The organism is Prosthecobacter sp. (assembly GCF_044222345.1).
Classification (GTDB): Bacteria; Verrucomicrobiota; Verrucomicrobiia; order Verrucomicrobiales; family Verrucomicrobiaceae; genus Prosthecobacter.
This window is the reverse complement of record NZ_JBGANL010000017.1, coordinates 1-17602: the sequence shown is the minus strand read 5'-3', so window position 1 is coordinate 17602 and position 17602 is coordinate 1. Positions and strand designations below refer to the sequence as shown.

The 17602-nt window shown below is 60.4% G+C and carries 14 protein-coding genes; 8 read left to right on the top strand and 6 right to left on the bottom strand.

All coding sequences use genetic code 11. From position 1 onward, the window contains the following. The first annotated feature begins 1 nt into the window (after position 1). From ACILSL_RS11175 to ACILSL_RS11145, 7 genes are all read left to right on the top strand, one after another. The gene (locus ACILSL_RS11175) at positions 2–1363 is read left to right on the top strand and encodes a polysaccharide deacetylase family protein (RefSeq protein WP_395732110.1); all 1362 of its coding nucleotides are present in this window, start codon (positions 2–4) and stop codon (positions 1361–1363) included. A 72-nt stretch (positions 1364–1435) separates the two neighbouring features. Next, positions 1436–2191 carry a ThuA domain-containing protein gene (locus tag ACILSL_RS11170; RefSeq protein WP_395732109.1) on the top strand — a complete coding sequence of 252 codons (756 nt, stop codon included), beginning with the start codon at positions 1436–1438 and terminating at the stop codon, positions 2189–2191. Positions 2192–2197: 6 nt separating this feature from the next. Continuing rightward, positions 2198–3685, top strand: coding sequence for a hypothetical protein (locus tag ACILSL_RS11165; protein WP_395732108.1), 1488 nt, complete (start codon positions 2198–2200; stop codon positions 3683–3685). A gap of 8 nt (positions 3686–3693) precedes the next feature. Continuing rightward, entirely contained in the window at positions 3694–4452 is a 759-nt protein-coding gene (locus ACILSL_RS11160) for a hypothetical protein (protein WP_395732107.1), read from the top strand. 16 nt (positions 4453–4468) lie between these two features. Continuing rightward, positions 4469–5239, top strand: a complete 771-nt coding sequence (locus ACILSL_RS11155) for a ThuA domain-containing protein (RefSeq protein WP_395732106.1) — start codon at positions 4469–4471, stop codon at positions 5237–5239. Between the two features lie 125 nt (positions 5240–5364). Next, positions 5365–6171, top strand: coding sequence for an SDR family NAD(P)-dependent oxidoreductase (locus tag ACILSL_RS11150; protein WP_395732105.1), 807 nt, complete (start codon positions 5365–5367; stop codon positions 6169–6171). Positions 6172–6180: 9 nt separating this feature from the next. Further along, a complete protein-coding gene (locus tag ACILSL_RS11145) occupies positions 6181–7038 on the top strand; it encodes a fumarylacetoacetate hydrolase family protein (RefSeq protein WP_395732104.1) in 858 nt (285 codons plus the stop codon). 64 nt (positions 7039–7102) lie between these two features. Here the strand turns inward: ACILSL_RS11145 and ACILSL_RS11140 are convergent, their stop codons facing one another. The 5 genes from ACILSL_RS11140 to ACILSL_RS11120 form a co-directional block, all read right to left on the bottom strand. Next, complete coding sequence (locus ACILSL_RS11140) at positions 7103–11041, bottom strand: LamG-like jellyroll fold domain-containing protein (RefSeq protein WP_395732103.1); 3939 nt, start codon at positions 11039–11041, stop codon at positions 7103–7105. A gap of 9 nt (positions 11042–11050) precedes the next feature. Next, a complete protein-coding gene (locus tag ACILSL_RS11135; RefSeq protein ID WP_395732102.1) occupies positions 11051–12025 on the bottom strand; it encodes a PmoA family protein in 975 nt (324 codons plus the stop codon). 22 nt (positions 12026–12047) lie between these two features. Beyond that, positions 12048–13322, bottom strand: coding sequence for an amidohydrolase family protein (locus ACILSL_RS11130; RefSeq protein WP_395732101.1), 1275 nt, complete (start codon positions 13320–13322; stop codon positions 12048–12050). A 12-nt stretch (positions 13323–13334) separates the two neighbouring features. After that, the gene (locus ACILSL_RS11125) at positions 13335–14108 is read right to left on the bottom strand and encodes a helix-turn-helix domain-containing protein (protein ID WP_395732100.1); all 774 of its coding nucleotides are present in this window, start codon (positions 14106–14108) and stop codon (positions 13335–13337) included. A 103-nt stretch (positions 14109–14211) separates the two neighbouring features. Then, positions 14212–14574, bottom strand: a complete 363-nt coding sequence (locus tag ACILSL_RS11120) for a hypothetical protein (RefSeq protein WP_395732099.1) — start codon at positions 14572–14574, stop codon at positions 14212–14214. Between the two features lie 249 nt (positions 14575–14823). Between ACILSL_RS11120 and ACILSL_RS11115 the strand changes: the two genes are divergently transcribed. Continuing rightward, a complete protein-coding gene (locus ACILSL_RS11115) occupies positions 14824–15138 on the top strand; it encodes an RNA recognition motif domain-containing protein (RefSeq protein WP_395732098.1) in 315 nt (104 codons plus the stop codon). Between the two features lie 37 nt (positions 15139–15175). Here the strand turns inward: ACILSL_RS11115 and ACILSL_RS11110 are convergent. Continuing rightward, a partial coding sequence (locus ACILSL_RS11110; RefSeq protein ID WP_395732097.1) for a tetratricopeptide repeat protein occupies positions 15176–17602 on the bottom strand: 2427 nt, incomplete at its 5' end.

The following is a 17602-nucleotide window of genomic DNA, read 5'->3' as shown; positions in this document are numbered from 1 at the left end:
CATGAAAGCACTCGCTGCTCTTGTCTTGAGCCTGCTGGCGGCCGCCCTTCATGCTCAATCGCCAGATCTGGGCGGCGTGAAGGTCGCGCCCGCTGATCCCGCCAGTCAGGCCGCCATCACCGCTGTGCTTGCCGCGCCATTCAAGCTGCAGATCAGCGTGGCTCCGAATTCGGAGGCAGCGCCGCAAACGATCCGCATCGATCTGCCCAACAGCGGCCCCAAGGCCTGGCCCGCTGCTGATGTGGTGGTGCGCGATCCCGGAGGAAACGCTTTGCTGGTTCGTCGCAGTGGCATCGAGTGGTTCAAGCTCCTCGTCCCGCTGCCTGCGGGCGTGACGAGCTGCGTCGTTGAGGCAATCCCGCCTTCTGGCGGCTGGACGAAGCCCACAACGGAGAAAGACCGGACCATTCAAGATCCCATCAGCGGCGTGAAGATGCACATCGCGAAATGGCACGATGGCCGGGATGCGGCCTTGAGCATCCGCTTTGACGACTCACACCCCACGCATCTCAGCAAAGCGGTGCCCATTCTCGACAGCTATGGCTTTCGCGGCACCTTCATGGTCAATCCCGGCGCCTCCGAACCGGGCAGCCGTCGCGTTTCCGAATTTAACCAGCAGCGTGCGGCTTGGGAAGCGCTGGCAAAGCAAGGCAAGCACGAACTCGCCAACCACTCGGCGCATCACCGGGGTGGATTGGGTGATGTGGACATGGAGGCCGAGATTGGCGAGGCCGCTCAGGCAATTTGGCAGATGACACCCGGCAGGAGCAGGCTCACCGCTTTGAACCTTGGCGGCGGCACGCGCTGGGAGACCACGCGCTCCCTGCGCTACTACCTCGACAAGTATCACCATTTCGATGCCTCAGAAAACAGCACGGGCATGGACGACAGCTATGGCAATCGTGTCGAAAATTTTCGACGGATTCTGCAGCAGCACCTCCAGCGCGGCCTCTGGTGCCGCATTCACTACCACTACATTGGTGCGGGCCTCAGCAGCACCGAGGAGAACTTCCGTGCGGCCATGGACATCGCCAGACAACATCATGCTGATCTCTGGATCGCAGGCATGGCAGACATCTACAAATACCTGACCGAGCGGGATGCCGCGAAGCTCACCTTGATCAAATCAGACGCGCAGCAGCTCAGTTTCAAACTCACCTGCGCCACCGATGCCTCCCTCTACGATCAGCCGCTCACGGTTGAAATGGCGCTGCCGCCAGCATGGAAGCTGCCAAACGTGAGCATCAAAAATACGCAGGGCACAGTCATTCCCGCGACGCCATGCAAGCTCGAGGGTGCTGACGCGCTGCGTTTTGACGTGCCTCCGCGTGAGGCGGATTATTCGGTCACGGTGACGCCGTGAACATGTCATGACACAAATTGTTCTGCTGAATCTCATCATGCCAAAGCGTTTTTGGGATGCTCATTGATCACCATGAAATCTATCCTGCTCTGTTTCGCTCTGCTCACCTGCGCCGCGCCCGCCGCGAACATCGTCATCATGACGGTGGAAGACCCCAACAACTACGAAGCGCCGAGGACGATGCGTGAATTCGCGGAGAAGGAACTCCGGCCGCTGGGGCATCACGTCACGGTCATTGATGGGGACAAGCCGCAGATGCATCACTTTGCCGGACTCGTCGAGGCGCTGAAGGATGCGGATCTGCTGGTGCTTTTCTCACGCCGCCGTTTTCCGCCGCAGGAGCAGATGGCCGCCATCCGTGCGCACCTCGCTGCAGGCAAGCCGCTGCTGGGCATCCGCACGGCGAACCACGCCTTTCTTCCCATGCCCAAGGAGGTCGTGGATGCGAGTCTCGCTCCCTGGCCGGAGTTCACGCATGAGGTTCTCGGTGGTGAAAACACCGGCTATGAAACCAAGGGCCTGCCTTACAGCGTCAGTGTGCCTGATGGAGTCAAGACGCCGCTGCTGGATGGCGTGAATGTGGCGAACATCCGCGGATATCAGTCGCTGTATCAAGTGCTGCCGCTGGCCGCAGATGCCACGCCGATTCTCATCGGCACTGCGCAGGCCGGAGCCACCACACCTCCGCAGCCGGTCGCGTGGACACGCAGCTACGGTGCTGCCAAGGCCCGCATTTTCTACACCAGCCTCGGTGCGCCCGAAGACATGCGCAGCGCGGATGTGCGGCGGCTGCTGCTCAATGCGGTGGTGTGGACCCTGCAGAAATAACGAACCATGAGAACCATCTGCCTTTTCCTTCTTGCCATTGTGGCCACTGCCAGGGCCGAAATGCTCGCCGGTATCGCCAAAGTTGACATCACAGACCGCACCGTTCCGCTGGTGAATGATCCGTGCTTCGCCAAGGCGCTCGTGTTGAAAAGCGGCGGCACCACGGCGGTGCTGATCACGCTGGATGCCGTGGCGGTGGGTGGCATTGGGCGCGTCGGCAATGGTTTCATGGCCACCGTGCGCAATGGCTTGCAGGGGCTGGGCATTCCGCCCGCCAATATCGTGGTCAATGCCAGCCACTGCCATGGCATCGTGCGTGGCGATCTTGAACCACTCGTCATTCAGGCGGTGAAGGAGGCGGCAAAGAATCTCGTCCCCGTGAAAGCGGGCTGTGGCGTGGGCTCGGAGACGCGCATCAGCGAAAACCGCCGGCTCAAGATGAAGGATGGCAGCACTGTGGACATGCGCCGTGCTTACTCGATGCCGCGAGATGAGGATGTCGCGAGCGTGGGACCGATCGATCCTCAGGTCGGGCTGCTGCGGCTTGATCGTGCCGATGGCACACCGCTGGCCGTGCTCTATCAGTTCGCCTGTCATCCCATCATGAATCCGCCGAGCAAGGGCTGCTCCGCCGATTATCCGGGCTTTGCCTCCAAGGTTATCGAAGAAGCACTCGGCGGCGGCGCGATGGCCTTCTTTGTGCAGGGCTGCGGTGGAGACATCAATCCCGTGCGCTACAAGGAAGTCACGCGCACTCCGGATGCGGAGCCACTCGGCTCAATGCTCGGTGCGACCGTTCTGGCCGCAGTACGAAAGATCGAAACCAAAGGCGATGGCGTTCTCAAAATAAGCAATGCCACCATCGCCGTGCCACGCGCGGCGGATTACACCGCACGCATCAGCAACATCGAGGCGGAGCAGAAAAAACTCGTCGCGGCGCTCAAGCCCACGAACATCAACTTCAAAACCTTCCTGCCGCTGCTGCTCCAGCACAGACTCTGGCCGGACACGCCCTCGCACTACTCACAGAGCTATCTGCACGATCAGGCCCTCGATCGGAAGGCCATCTCTCAGCTCGATGCGGACAACCGACTGCTGGTGGAAAACTACCTCGCCAACATCGAAATCATGGAGCGGCTCACACGGCTGAACGCGAACTTGGCGCTGCTGAAAATGCACCTCAAACAGACCCAGGCGGCAGGTGACCAAACGCTCGATGCTGAGGTCTGCGGCCTGCGAGTCGGCGATTTCAAATGGGTGACTTTTCCCGGTGAGGTCACGGTGCAGGTGGGCCTGAACATCAAGAAAGCCGCGAAGGATGCGAACACCCATGTCTCCGGCTACACCAACGGCTACATCTGGTACACCCCCACCGTGGAACAGCGCCTCAATCCCGGCTACGCTCAGGAGGACTGCGACACGCTGGTCGCACCTGAGTGGCAGAAACTTTTTGAGACCAAAGCGCTGGAAGTCTTGACCAACCTCAGCCGATAACCATCCCCATGAAAGCCCCCCTCACTCTTTTGTTATGCGCCTGGACCTGCGTTGCCCTGGCCGCTGATGAACTGCCAAAAACGCTCATGACCACGCGTGGCAAACTGCTGGTCAGCGAAGACTTCACGCCACCTCTTGCGCCGGTGGTTGGCAAACCCAAGGGCTTCGCCAGCGGCTTTACCGGCTGGCGCTACAATGCCGGGACTGCTGGTGGCAAATCGGGGTATTGGAAACTGGCCGATGGCTGCTTTACCGGCGTCGAAAGCCCCGGTGCCAACCATCCGGCAACAGCCTCGTTTGGGTTCCAGTTCGCCGATGCCATCATTCAATGCGAGGTGCGGTTGAACGACGTGCCTGATGAGGGGCGCAAGTATCGTTCGTTGTTTGTGAAGGCGACGGATGTGAAGGATTATGTGATCTCCCTCAGCATCGGCCCGGGCGGTCTGTTTTTGACCCCGTATGATGCTGACCGCATCAATCCCGCCACCAAACAACGAGACAAAGGGCCGGTGAGCCGCGTGCTGACCCCTATCAAACTCAACGAATGGCATACGGTCGTGCTGGAAATCAAAGGCGACGAAGTCGTGGGCACGCTGGACGGCAAGAGCACCACCTTGAGCAATCCGCTCATCAGCGTCGCCAAGCACAGCATCATGCTGGGGGCCGGCACCGAGGCCAGCTTCCGCCATCTGCGCGTGTGGGAGGCTCTGCCAAACCAGAACTGGGCGGTGGCCAAGGCGACACTTCAAGCAGCATCGAAACCCTGAACAGACTTCCAATCCTATGAACTTATCCTTGGTCTTTCGCGCGCTGCTTTTCTTCACAGCCGTTCTCGGATGGCAGCTGCAGGCAGCGGAACCACCTCACATCGTCATCATGATTGGCGAGGAGGAGTACCACACTTGGGAGACCCTGCCGGAGTTTGCGGCCAAAGAACTGAAGGCCGCACCTTATCGCGTCACCCTCATTCAGGCGGACGCGACGGACAAGAACCAGTTCCCAGGATTCGTGGAGGCCATGCGGGATGCGGATCTTCTCCTCATCAGTGTACGGCGCCGCACTCCCCCGACGGAAGTAATCGATGCCGTGCGCGCCCATCTGGCCGCTGGCAAGCCGCTGGTGGGCATCCGCACCGCCAGCCATTGCTTTGCCCTGCGCCCCAAGGAGCCCGCGCCCAAGGCGGGGCTGGCGATTTGGCAGGATTTTGACCCCCAGGTGCTGGGCGGCAACTACACCGGCCACTATGGCAAAGACGCCGCCACCATCACTTTGGTGCCGGGTGCGGAGTCGCATCCCATTCTCAAGGGAGTCACCGTTGCCGAACTGGTCGGCCATGGTGGTCTGTACAAAAACACACCGCTGCAGAAAGGGACCACACCTCTGCTCATGGGAACACTCCCCGGCATGGCAACGGAGCCCGTCGCGTGGACTCACAGGTATGGCGAGAAGAAGGCCCGCATCTTTTACACCTCGCTGGGGCATTGGGATGACTTCAAGCTGCCCGCCTTCCGGCGCTTCTTGCTGAACGGCATCGCCTGGGCGTTGGAGAAGTGAGGCATCTTTCTCCAGCTCACCTGCCCATCCGTTCAACGACGAATCCTAAAATGTTGGAGTTGCAGCCTTGAGCACCAGCTCGTGCTCGCCATAGAAAACAGCTCACCAAAATCACCCCGACGAACATGCGACTTCAAGACCAGGTCATCCTCATCACCGGCAGCACCACCGGCATCGGCGAATTCATGGCGCGGCGCTTCGTCGCCGAAGGCGCCAAAGTCATCCTCCATGGCCGCGATGCGGCGCGCGGCGAGGCCTTGTGCCAGGAACTCGGCAAGGACAAGGCGGCCTTCTGCCAGGGGGATCTCGCGGATGCCGCGTATCCGGCCAAACTGGCTGCCGACGCGATTGCCGCTTTCGGCAAGGTGGATGCTCTCGTGAACAACGCGGCGCTGACCAACCGCGCCAAAATTGGCGAGACGGATGCGGCCATGTTTGATCGCATCATCGCCGTGAATGCGCGTGCGCCGATGCTCTTGATCCGCGCGCTGCTGCCTGAATTGAAGAAGAACCGGGGCGTGGTGCTGAACATCGGTTCCGTGCTGGCCCACTGCGGTCAGGCGAATCTGCTGGCCTACTCGATGTCCAAAGGCGCGCTCATGACGATGACCCGCAATCTGGCCGACGCCCTCGGCACCGACCGCGTGCGTGTGAACCAGCTCAATGTGGGCTGGACGCTCACGGAGAACGAATATCAGGTGAAACTCGGCGACGGACTCGGCGAAGGCTGGCCGGACCGACTGCCTGCCTACGCTGTCCCGATGGGCCGCCTGCTGATGCCGGAAGACATCGCTGCCGCAGCTGTTTACTGGGTCGGCCGCGAAAGCTTCCCCGTCACCGGAACCGTGGCGGAGCTGGAGCAGTATCCGCTCATCGGCCGTTACACGAATCACGAAGGCGACCCGCTGAAACAACAAGATCACACCAACTAAAAACCCACCATGAAACTGATCCGCTTTGGAAACCCTGGAGAAGAAAAACCCGGCCTGCAGCTGGAAGATGGCCGCCGTATCGACGCGAGCGCCTTTGGCAGCGACTACGATGAAAAATTCTTCGGAGGCGATGGTTTGGAACGTCTCGCCGCCTGGGCCAAGGCCAACGCGGCCTCTGCACCGACGGTGAGTGCTGACACCCGCCTCGGTCCCTGCATCGCACGCCCGAGCAAGATCATCTGCATCGGCCTGAACTATGTGGACCACGCCAAGGAAAGCGGCATGCCAATTCCGGCGGAGCCGATTGTGTTTTTCAAGGCGACGAGCGCCATTGTCGGTCCGAATGACAATGTGGTCATCCCGCGCAACTCCAAGAAGACCGACTGGGAAGTCGAGCTCGCCTTCGTCATCGGCAAAAAGGCCAGCTACGTTTCCGAAGAGAATGCGATGAGCCATGTGGCCGGCTACTGCGTGCACAATGACTACAGCGAGCGCGAATGGCAGCTCGAGCGCGGTGGCCAGTGGGTGAAGGGCAAGAGCTGCGACACCTTCGCGCCCCTCGGACCCTTCCTCGCCACGAGCGATGAAATCCCGGACCCGCAGAATCTGAAACTCTGGCTCAAGCTGAATGGCAAGACCATTCAAAACAGCAGCACCGCGCAGATGATCTTTGGCGTGCAGAAGCTGGTGAGCTACCTGAGCCAGTTCATGAGCCTGCTGCCCGGAGACGTCATCACCACTGGCACCCCTCCTGGAGTCGGCCTCGGCTTCAAGCCCGATCCTGTCTTCATGAAGGCTGGCGATGTCATCGAACTCGGCGTCGAAGGCCTTGGTGTGCAGGGGCAGACGGCTGTGGCGGCTGCCTGAAGTCATTCAGAGCTCTAACTTATCCGGAGGCCGTTCGTCAGAACGGCCTCCTTTTTTATGCCGGTCACTCCACCTTCAGCACCCCGTTCATCACCATCCAGTGGCCGGGGAAGGTGCATAGATAGGGGTAGTCGCCCTTCTCCTTCGGAGCGGTGATGTGGATGATGAACTGCTCCTTGGGATTCGTCATGTCCGTGTAGGCGAGCACGTCGTCGGAATCCGGCACGTAGTGTTTCGCCAGACCCTGCGGATCGGTGATCATGAGGTTGGCAAGGTTGCCAATTTTCTGCAGCGTCCCCGGCTTGGCGAGCATCCAGTTGTGCGGCACCACGTCAGGGTTCTTGAAGACGATGGTGAGTTTTTCACCGGCTTTGGCGGTGAGCTGCTTCTGCACGTATTGCAGGCCCAGCGCGGCTTCGATGATGAGTTCGCGACCACCCTCGCCTTTGGCCCATGGGTTGGGCTTGGCAGACTTCGGTGCTTCGAGGCCGATCTGCGAGGCGTGATTCGTCTTCGCGATTTTGGCGTAGCCGGGAAATTCGGTGAAGGGTTCGGCCAAGGCGTGGGCGGTGAGGAAGAGGTCATGCCCGGTGCTCACATGCAGATGAATCTGACTCGCCGTGACGATCTGCGGGATTTCGAGGAAGAGCGTCTTGCCGCCATCGAGCTTCTGCACGCTGCGGACTTCCAGCGGATCATGCCCAGGGGTGTCGGCATACTTCACGGAATACTCGGGCGAGCCGTACTGCGGGCCATAGCGGTAGTTCCAGCACTGGGCGAAGCAGGTGGCGGCATCCGCGTCTTTCACCGGCTGGTTAAAGCGCAGCAGCACACCGTTGTCGCGGGCTTCGAAACCGATCGGCACCGGCTTTTCACCACCCGTGAAGCGCACGCGCTGGAAGCAGCCGTCCTTCGGCGTGTAGCTGCCCCAGCCCTGCATGCCGTTCACGTAGAGGTGGCCGTCATTGGGATTGAAGCGCGCGCACTGCGGACCGGAGTCGAAGTTGCCGCTGATCTTCACGGAGGCTGCCTGCCAGCGGCCTTTGACATTCTGCCGCATCACGAGCCACGCGCTGCCGCCGCCGGAGGAGAGGTGAACGAAATTGCCATCGCCTTTGAGTGAGGCCCACTTGTCGCCCGTGATGAAGGCCTGGCTGCTGGCGCTGTTGTCCTCGCCACGTGGCATGTACATCAGCACGGGCTCGGGCGGCTGGCCGTTCTTCGGGCCGCCGGCACCGAAGTGCGCACCCAGATTGTGGTCCATCTCGATCTGAAAGATGGAGGAAGCGGGGGTCCAGTCGCCTTCCTGTCCGCTGGTCGTGAGGAACCGGCCATCCGGCGAGATGCCGAGACCATCGGGATTGCGGAAACCGGTGCCGAGAACTTCGAGTTGATCGCGACCGGTGATGCGGCACACGCCCTGATTGCCGGAGGCAAAATACCAGCGGCCTTCTTTGTCAGTTTCGAGGCCGACGATGAAATCATGCCCACCCGGCGAGGTCTGCATCGCATTCGTCACGCACTCGTAGAAGTCCGCTTCATCGTCGCCATTGAGATCCTGCAGGCAGGTGATCTGATCGCGGCCGAGGACGTAGATCTTGTCCTTCACGATCTTCATGCCCAGCGGCTGATTCAATCCGGTGGCGAAACGTTTCCAGCGCACCTTTTCGAGCTTCTCATCAATACCTTTCACCAGCCAGACTTCACCTGTCATCGTGGCGATGGCCGCGGTACCATCGCTGAAGAAGTCATGCGCGGTGATGAAGAACAGCGCGCCATAGGGATTCTCGAAGGGCAGCTCGATGGTGTCGGTGGCGAAGGGCTTTTGCGTGCCGAGCTTGCCTTTCGTTTCGATCCACTTGGGCCATTGGGCGGGGCCGCCTTTGGTGAACGGTTTCAGATCGGTGTCAGAATGATCACGGCCCGCATCGAGGCTTTCTTTGCCATTGATGGAATAGGAAAAAATGACTTTTCCCCCGTGTCGATAGAAGCCGTGATATTGATGAGCAGGTAGTTTCGGCGTTTCCCATTGCCCGATTTTTTTGCCATCCATCATTGCCCCGCCCATGAAACCGTGGCGGTTGTCATTGAGTCTGATGAAGCCGCCTGTCCAAACGACGGGGAATGACAGCGTCTCCGGGTTGAACACGGCGGCTTTCTCGTCGTAGCGCACACACACCGCCTTCGGAATCGTCAGTCCTGCGCCTTTGAAAACACAGCTGAACACCGAGCCAAAGTCGCTCTTCGCAAAGCGGCCGTCCTTCCACGTCACCTGGTCGTTCTGATTGCCCCAGTGGCCCTGCTGGCCGCCATCGAGGCCGGGGAATTGCGGGATCAGTTCGGGCAGGGGTTTCTGCTTCATGAACTGCAGCGCCTGCTTGCCGTAGAAGTCGAAGACGCGCTCGCGATTCACAAACTCCTGCCAGTGCACGTTGTCCTCAGGATGGAGCGGCTTGAGGTCGGGCTTGAAGGCGGCAGGCGGCGGAGCCTTGGGTGGCATGAGGGCGTCGAGATGATCGAAGTCCCAGATGCCGATCGTGTTGTCCATGCGCAGGCGCGGCGCAGTGCCTTTGCGTGGCTTCATCACGCCGCGCGCGATGCGCACATCGTCAATCAGCCCGTCACAGCCGATGCTGCCGTCGACCAGGCTGCCAAACGCGATGCCTCCGGCTGCTGGCGTGCCCTTGATCGGTTGCACCGGTTTTTCGAAAGCCTGTTTGCCGTCGATCCAAAACACGACGCTCTTTTCATCGATGCTGACGAGGAAGTCGTGCCACTGACCATCGCAGACATCGACTTTTGAGTCAAAATCACCCCCGCGTCCTGGCATGAAAAGCGCCAGCGTGCCGCGCTTGGCATGCGTGTAGAGCTCCCAATGCGTGGCCGAGGATTTGGCGTCTGAGGCGATGAGAATGTTGTAGTGATCTTTGCCAGTCAGCTTGGCGCGGCACTCAAGGGTGATCGGCAGCGTGCGGAAGGCCTCGTTGTCCTGCTCAAAGTAGCTGCCCTTCAGCGCCTCGCCGAATTCCTTGCTCAGAGAGGGCACGCCCTCGCCGGTCATGGCAGGTTTAAGGATGAAGCTGGTGGCGGCTGGCTTGTCGCTCCAGGTGCGATACTTCGGCTTCGGTCCAGGCGGATTGTCATCAAGCTGTGGCACCAGCCAGGCGAGACCAGCAAGGTTGTCGAGCAGGCGGCCTTCAGCATCTTCGTTGGTGTGGTTCAAAATGCCGATGGGCCCGCTGTAACCGCTCGCTCGCACGATGCGCAGCACCTTCACATCTTCAGTGCCAACCCCGAGCGGCAGGATCTTGCGCCCCTTGGCCTCGCCGTTGATGTCCATGCCGTTGAGATTGAAGCACAGCAGATGCGGCAGCATGCGCGGCAGTACTTTGGCCAGACGATCCAGATGGCCATGGCCATGATGCAGATTGTACACGATGCCCACGTTCTTGATGCCCTTGGCCTTCAGCGCCTCCACGATGGCGATGGCATTCTCCGGCTCGCCATACCACGCGCCATGGTTGTAGAGCGTCACCTGGCAGCCCAGCGGAGCGGCGGCCTCGCAGATCGGCTCCAGTCGTGCGACCTCCTTCGTCACGCGGGCCTGCTGATCCGCTTCGTCTTTGACCTGGATCGCGCCACCGTTGCCATTCACCCAGAGCTGCGGATGCACGCCATGGCGTTTGAAAAGTTCCAGCGTCTGCTTCGCCTCGTCGTTCAGCACCGTCGGGAACCACCAGCCCATGAGCTCAATGTGATGCTTCTTCAGCGCGTTCAGCTCCTCATCCCACTGCGGGATGTGTTCCTTGCGGTAGTCATAGACGAATTTCTTCACGCCCATTTTCTCCAGCATCGCCGCGCGTTCTTCCGGACCGCGTTTCCCCGCATCAAACGGCACGATGCACCACGCGGCGAGGTTGGATTTATCAAAGAGCGCATCGGCTCCCTGAGATTGACCAAGTGCAGACGCAAAAAAAACTAAAGCGAGGAGGCGGGTGAGCATGGGGAAAGTTTATTTGGTATTAGAAGAATAGGCGGCCCATTGGGTCTCGATCCATTTGGCATCTGGAGCGCCATCAAAGACGAGGATGCGATATTTGGAGACATACGGCTTGCCCGGCTCGATGGACCAGTCGCCGTCCTGCGATGGAGCGATGCAAAGCTGCGGGTTCTTGGGATTGAGGCGCAGCGGCTGAGGGAAACGAAAGTTCGAGGGATGAATCAGGATCACCATGCCAGTGGGGGCGCCATCCACCTGACCGCCGATGTGAACCCATCTGCCCTTGGTGGAGTCACCTTTGGCACGGTCATGGCCTTCGCTGGTCAGCATCGTCACGGCATCGACCTGATTCCAGGCGAGATTGCCGCGCACCCCGAGACCGCCGTAGTGGTACTTCGGCAGCTTCAGCGGCAGCGCTCCCGCACAGGTCTGCGTGCTGGTGAGATCAATGATGTTGGCGGGTCTGCCGTCGAGTTCCTTCTGCGCCACCGCGACCTCCCACGTTTCATTGAGCACCTTTTGATCAGGCGCGTGGCTGTGATCGAGAAACAGATGCTGGCTGATGAAGCCACCGCCGTCAGGACCGACCCAGCTTTTTTCCAGTTTCGAGAAGCGCACTTCGGCGAGGATTTGATCGCCACTTTTGTTTTTGCCTTCGCCTTTGCCCTGGTTCCAGAAGTCGGGGTGAGAATCGCCGAACTCCGTCTTGGTCCAGGCCATCCAGATGCCGCGATGCCAGCGGTGGTCTTCGGGGTGATTGCCGGTGACGAGCTTGCCGCTGGGGGAATAGACCGGGTGCAGATGCGCGCCGTGTTTGAAAACGGCGGCCACGCCCTCGGGGACATCGCCCGCTTCCATCTGGTAATCGCAGATGGCTTTGCCACCGGTGCTGAAGTGCAGGACGGAGTCTTCTTTCTGTTCCACCTTGAACTCGGCGGCAAAAGCGGGGACGGAGAGGAGGGCGGCGAGGAGAAGGGTTGGCTTCATGACGATGGAACGGAACGGTGCATCAGAAACTCGCAGGCTTTACGAGCGTTCCCGCTTTCACCACGCCACCCTGCATGACGGCAAGAAGGTTGTAGCGGTTCTCAAGGATGGAGATGTCCTTGAGCACGTCACCTTTGACCACGAGGACATCGGCCAGCTTGCCTGCTTCGAGAGTGCCGATCTCCTTGTCGCGCCCCATCATCTTTGCACCGCCGAGCGTGGCGCACTTGATCGTGTCGAGCGGGGAGAAGCCGACGTAATTCACAAAGAACGTCAGTTCCTGCGCATAGGTGCCGTGGGGCGTCCAGGCAAAGCCGTAGTCACCACCAAGGCCCATGGTGCCACCAGCCTTGAGGACTTTGCGGCAGCTTTCAGCACCGGCCTCCAGCGTTTCCTGATGACCGTCCAGCACCCGCTGAGACAGGCCGAATTCCTTGCCGCGCTGCACACTGAAAAGCTCAAAGCCAAGGCCGGGGCACATCGGCACGTTGCGCTTGAGCAGCAGGTCGAGGCATTCGTCATCCATGAAGGTGCCGTGCTCGATGGCGTCGTATCCGGCTTTGAGCGCATTGCGGATGCCCTCGGTGGCGCGGCAGTGGCCGGTGACTTTGAGGCCGTGATTGTGCGCCGTGGCCACGACGGCGTGCATTTCATCCAAGGTCATGCACAGCGTGTGATGGTCGTTGATGTCGGGAGAGGCCGCATCACCCGTGGGATAAGTTTTGACCCACTCGATCCCGTCTTTGACGAGTTTGCGCACGGCAGTGCGCGCCTGCTCAGGACCGTTCACGATGAAGACAATGCCCTCCATGCCAATGCGGCGGTAGTCAGGATTCCAGTCCATCAAGCCGCCTGCCCCGCAGATCTCGCGACCGCTGGTGCTGAGGCGCGGGCCGGGGATCATTTCCTCTTCGATGGCCTTGTTCATCCACACATCGATGTTGTGCAGACAGCCGCCGCTTCGTGCCGCCGTGTAGCCACATTCCAGCGCGGTCTTGGCATTCACGGCGGATTGCAGCGTGACGTACTCGACGGGAAATTTGATGTCGAGGTCCTGCAGCTCCGAGACATTGAAGTAGGTCAGGTGGATGTGCGCCTCGATGAGCCCCGGCATGATCGTGCCGCCTTGGGCGTCGATGACACGCGCGTCAGGAGCAGGCGGGGCATCTGCGGCAGGCCCGGCGTAAGTGATGACGCCTTCGGTGATGATCACCGCTGCATTGGGAACGGCTGGCCTGCCCGTGCCATCGACGAGCTGACCGTTTTTGATGACGGTGGTGCCTGGTTGGAGCTTCATGGTGCTCGCATGCTATCGCTTCGCTTGGCGCGTGGATAGAACAGAAGCGGCAGGGCGTGGAATATTCGCGGCGGCGTATTTGTCACGGTAGGCGCCCGGGGTGAGCCCCGTCACGCGGCGAAATGCGCGGGTGAGGTGACTCTGGTCGGCAAAGCCGCAGCGCAGACTGACGGCGGCAATGGACTCGCGCGTGTCGACCAGCAGACGGCAGGCCGTCTGAATGCGCAGGCGTTTCAAATACTGCTGCGGTGGCAGGCCATACTCGCGCACAAAGCTGCGCTCAAAGGCGCGTGCCGACATGCCCGCAGTGCGTGCCATGTCGGCATTCGTCACCGATTCACCGAGCCGGCGGGTCATGAGTGCGATGACCACGCCGAGTCGGATGTCGCTGCGCTGATCAATCTGCGCGGCATCCAGCGCACGCGTGATGCCTGCCGTGCCGACGATGCGCCCCCGGGCATTGCAGACAGGCCGCTTCGTGGTGAAGCACCAGGCCGCCGTATGATCAAAGCGACCGACAAGTTCCAGGCGGCCCTGCACCGTCTGCCCGGCCAGCACTGCTTCATCACCTGCGCGGAAATGCGCCGCGAGGTGCGCGGGCGAGAGATCATCATCCGTTTTGCCGAGCACTTCGTCCAGTTGGTGCATGCCATAGTTCAGCAGGAAAGTATGGTTCACCCAAAGGTAGCGGCGTTTCGCATCCTTGATCCATGCCTGCACGTCCGGCAGCACGTCGAAAAGATCGCGCAGGGCATCGACGGTGGATGTGGCGGCTTGGGCTTTCAAGATGTTGTCATACGCTCACGGGCAGGCGGACTATCGCCACACTCATCTCACAAAAAAAGCGGAGCCGCATGCCGCAGCTCCGCTTTGAGGAATGGAAGGTCGATTACTGACGCACTTCCTTGATGTGTTTGTCAGGTGCGGCGTCGAAGGCGGACTTGCTGGCGGCATCGGCGAAGGCGACCTGGCGGGTGTAGGTCACGGTGATGGAAGGATCGGATTTCTTTTTGCTCAGCGGGCACTGGCCGGCGGTGGCAACGAGGATGTTGTTGAGGTAGCCCTTGGGAGCGGCGGTAAACTGGGCTTTGCAGCGGTTGCAGCAGACGGCCACAGTCTTCGAATAGGTGCTGGTGATGGCCGGGCTCGCTGGCTTGCCGGAGATGGGGCAGACGGTGTTCAGCGGCTCGGCGGCAGAGGAAACGCCAGCCAGCAGGCTGAGAGAGGCGACGAGGGTGAGAATGTATTTCATGGTGCGCGTGTTGATATGGGGACGAGGAACTCGGATACGAATTCAGGGATTCTCCGCAACTGAAACTTTCCCCACCGGCCCCTGGGGCGGTGCAGGGACGGTTTGACACCCCTCCGCCCAGCGCGTACCTTCACCCCCGTGTGCGCCCCTCGATGGATGCAGACACGGAAAATCGGGTTCACGCCATGACCTGTTCTCTGAAACGTGCTCCATGGCTCGTCTTCAATACCTGATGCGATGAACCTCTATGTGAGCAATCTTCCCTACACCCTGACGGATGAGGATCTGCAGAGCGAGTTTGCCCCCTTCGGCAATGTCTCCAGCGCCCGTCTCGTCAAAGACCGTGAGACCGGTCGCTCACGCGGCTTTGGGTTCGTGGAGATGCCGGTGGAAACCGAAGCGCTCACGGCGATCAATGCGCTGAATGGCAAGGATGTCGGCGGACGCCCGCTACGGGTGATCGAGGCACGGCCGAAGGAGGAGCGCCCACCGCGAAATTTTGGCGATGGAGGCGGCGGCAGACGCGGTCAGGGTGAAAGCTGGGATCGCAACAAGCGGTCTTGATCACCAACACCGCTCGCCTCACGAGTTCCCCGATTCCTCACTTCGGCTGATACTTCGGATAACGCTGCTGAAGCTGCTGCAGCATCTGCTTGGCTTTGGCGGCGTCTCCAGCTTTCTGCAGCACTTGCGCAGCTTTGTAGAGCGCGCTGGGCGTGACATCCGGATCGTCAAAGAACTGGCTGGGCACGGCATACTTGGCAGCGGCGTCCTTCCATTTGGCCACGGCGGCATCCTTCTGGCCTTCCGCTGCGAGCTTGTCGCCCTGGGCGGCATAGATGTCGCCTTCAAGAATGAGGAGTTCGGCCTGAAGCCTGCCGTCTTTGACGACCTGAAGTGCATCCTGGGCCACCTTGTCAGCCTCATCAAAGAGTCCTTTGCCGAGCTGGGCGCGGCCTTTGGTCAACAATGCACGTGAGCGCGTGGCGCTGTCGGGTTCTGATTTGAGGAAGTTGTCCGTCGCCTGAATGCTGGCGTCATACTTCTGGTTGTTCAGCTGCGCCATGCCGAGGTAGTTCCACACGACGGGCTCGGTGTTTTCCGGATTTTGCGGCGTGACGGCGAGTTCCAGGAAGCGGGCGGCCCGCTTGTAGTCGTCCCCGCTGTAGAGCTTGAGACCGAGCCATTTCAAAATGTTCGGGGGCACCACGCCTTCGGGCTTGGCCTGCAGGTAGCTGTCGATGGTCTTGGCCAGATTGTCAGCATTCTGACGTGCGTAGTCGCAGAGGATGATCAGCTGGCTGGACTTTTCGAGGTAGCCTTTGCTGTCGAGTTCAATGGAACGGCGCAGGGCGGGAACAGCCTTGTCGTAGATCTTCTGGTCAAAGTTCCCCCGGCCGATGCCGTAGTAGGCCTGTGCGGCGGCGGTGGTGGTGGGGAATTTTTTCAGCAGCATTTCAAAGGCGGTGATGGTGGCCTTCGGATCCTTCTGCTCCATCGCGATGAAGCCGAGCTGCAGCCAGGAAAGTTCGCAGGCGTCAGATTTGGGGAATTCTTTGGTGACGTGTTCAAAGTCAGCCTTGGCCTTCGGCAGATCGCGGGCATCACGGTTCGCGAGGCCACGACGGGCATAGGCCTTGGGGAGGAATTCGTGCCCGGGATTTTCGTTGATGAAACGGGTGAAGGTGCCGACGGCCTCCTGATGGCGTCCGGCCTCACCCTGGGCCCAGCCCATGTTGAAAAGCGTGCCCGGCCGCAGCTTTTCAGGCAGTTTGTCGAGCCTGACCTCATTGTAGCTCAGCGCCGCCTGCTGGTAGTCGCCTTTGTTGAAGTAAAAGTCAGCGCGGATCAGACGTGCCAGGGAAAGGTATTCATGATCCGGGTGCTTTGGCGCCTGACGTGTGATGAAGGCCGTGGCGAACTCGCCCAGATCTTTGTCATTGAGCAGGTAGAAGCAGTACAGCTTCCAGTATCCCGCGCTGAAGGCTTCCTCGGTGTCGGGATGGTACTGCTCGATGAGCAGGTAAACTTCGACGGCGCGGGCGTAGCTCTTCCGCATGCGGTAGGCGTGGGCGACCAGCAGCAGCATCTTCGCACGTGAAGCTCCCTGTGGCAGGACCTCAGAGTTCTTGTTGTAGTAGTCGATCACGCCGTCGTAATCGCCCTTGGCGTAGAGTGCCTGAATGATGCCCACGAGGGAAATGCCCCGGTTTTGCTCGCTCGTTTCCGGCATGCGCAGCGCCTTCTCAAACATCGCGATGGATTCCTCCGGCTTCTGCAGCTCGGCATAGAGCACCGCCGCACGAATGCTGGCCTCGGCGATGATGGAGCGGTCGGAGCTGGTCTTCACGAGCTCGTCAAAGATGGGCAGCGCCTCGGCTTTTTTGTCCTGTCCGAGGTAGAGGCTGCCGAGCGTGAGCAGCGAAGTTTCCCGGTAGGGATTGTCCGTTTTCACCGCGATCACACTGCTCAGGGCGGCGGCCTGCTTGGCCTTGTCTCCGAGCATTTCATAGGCGCGGCCTTTGTTGTAGGCGGCGGCCAGCCGAACGGCGGCGATCTTGGTTTTGGTTTCGGCAAAACCGAAAAACTTGGCCGAGTCAGCAAACTTGGAATCGTTGAACATCATCGCCCCGAGGCGATAGGCGGAGGAGGGGGCACCCTCGCTGTCCGGATAGCGGTTCACGACTTCCTCGTAATAGCCCGCGGCCTGCTTGAGCTGGTTCTGCTTCATGTAGCACTCACCAATTCGGTACAGTGCGTCGGGCACCTGCCTGCCGCTGGGGTACTGCTGCAGGTACTTCGCATAGGACTGCGAAGCCATGGCCCACTCCTGGCGGTCATAGGCCAGGGTGGCAAAGTCGAACATGTCATCATCTGGCCCCTTGGTCTTTGGCGGCGCATCCGGCACAGGCTGTGCCTTCGGCGGGCTCACAGGAATGGCCTTCGGCACATCATCTTCCACTGGCAGGGCGCGCGGCGGGGCAGGCTGCTGCGCCATGGACGAAAACGCCACCAGGCTGAAAAGCAC

Bases quoted from the DNA above. Each gene is read 5' to 3' on its own strand.
- ACILSL_RS11170 (WP_395732109.1), top strand. From the start codon at position 1,436: ATGAAATCTATCCTGCTCTGTTTCGCTCTGCTCACCTGCGCCGCGCCC.
- ACILSL_RS11175 (WP_395732110.1), top strand. From the start codon at position 2: ATGAAAGCACTCGCTGCTCTTGTCTTGAGCCTGCTGGCGGCCGCCCTT.
- ACILSL_RS11150 (WP_395732105.1), top strand. From the start codon at position 5,365: ATGCGACTTCAAGACCAGGTCATCCTCATCACCGGCAGCACCACCGGC.
- ACILSL_RS11120 (WP_395732099.1), bottom strand. From the start codon at position 14,574: ATGAAATACATTCTCACCCTCGTCGCCTCTCTCAGCCTGCTGGCTGGC.
- ACILSL_RS11145 (WP_395732104.1), top strand. From the start codon at position 6,181: ATGAAACTGATCCGCTTTGGAAACCCTGGAGAAGAAAAACCCGGCCTG.
- ACILSL_RS11160 (WP_395732107.1), top strand. From the start codon at position 3,694: ATGAAAGCCCCCCTCACTCTTTTGTTATGCGCCTGGACCTGCGTTGCC.
- ACILSL_RS11135 (WP_395732102.1), bottom strand. From the start codon at position 12,025: ATGAAGCCAACCCTTCTCCTCGCCGCCCTCCTCTCCGTCCCCGCTTTT.
- ACILSL_RS11130 (WP_395732101.1), bottom strand. From the start codon at position 13,322: ATGAAGCTCCAACCAGGCACCACCGTCATCAAAAACGGTCAGCTCGTC.
- ACILSL_RS11155 (WP_395732106.1), top strand. From the start codon at position 4,469: ATGAACTTATCCTTGGTCTTTCGCGCGCTGCTTTTCTTCACAGCCGTT.
- ACILSL_RS11140 (WP_395732103.1), bottom strand. From the start codon at position 11,041: ATGCTCACCCGCCTCCTCGCTTTAGTTTTTTTTGCGTCTGCACTTGGT.
- ACILSL_RS11165 (WP_395732108.1), top strand. From the start codon at position 2,198: ATGAGAACCATCTGCCTTTTCCTTCTTGCCATTGTGGCCACTGCCAGG.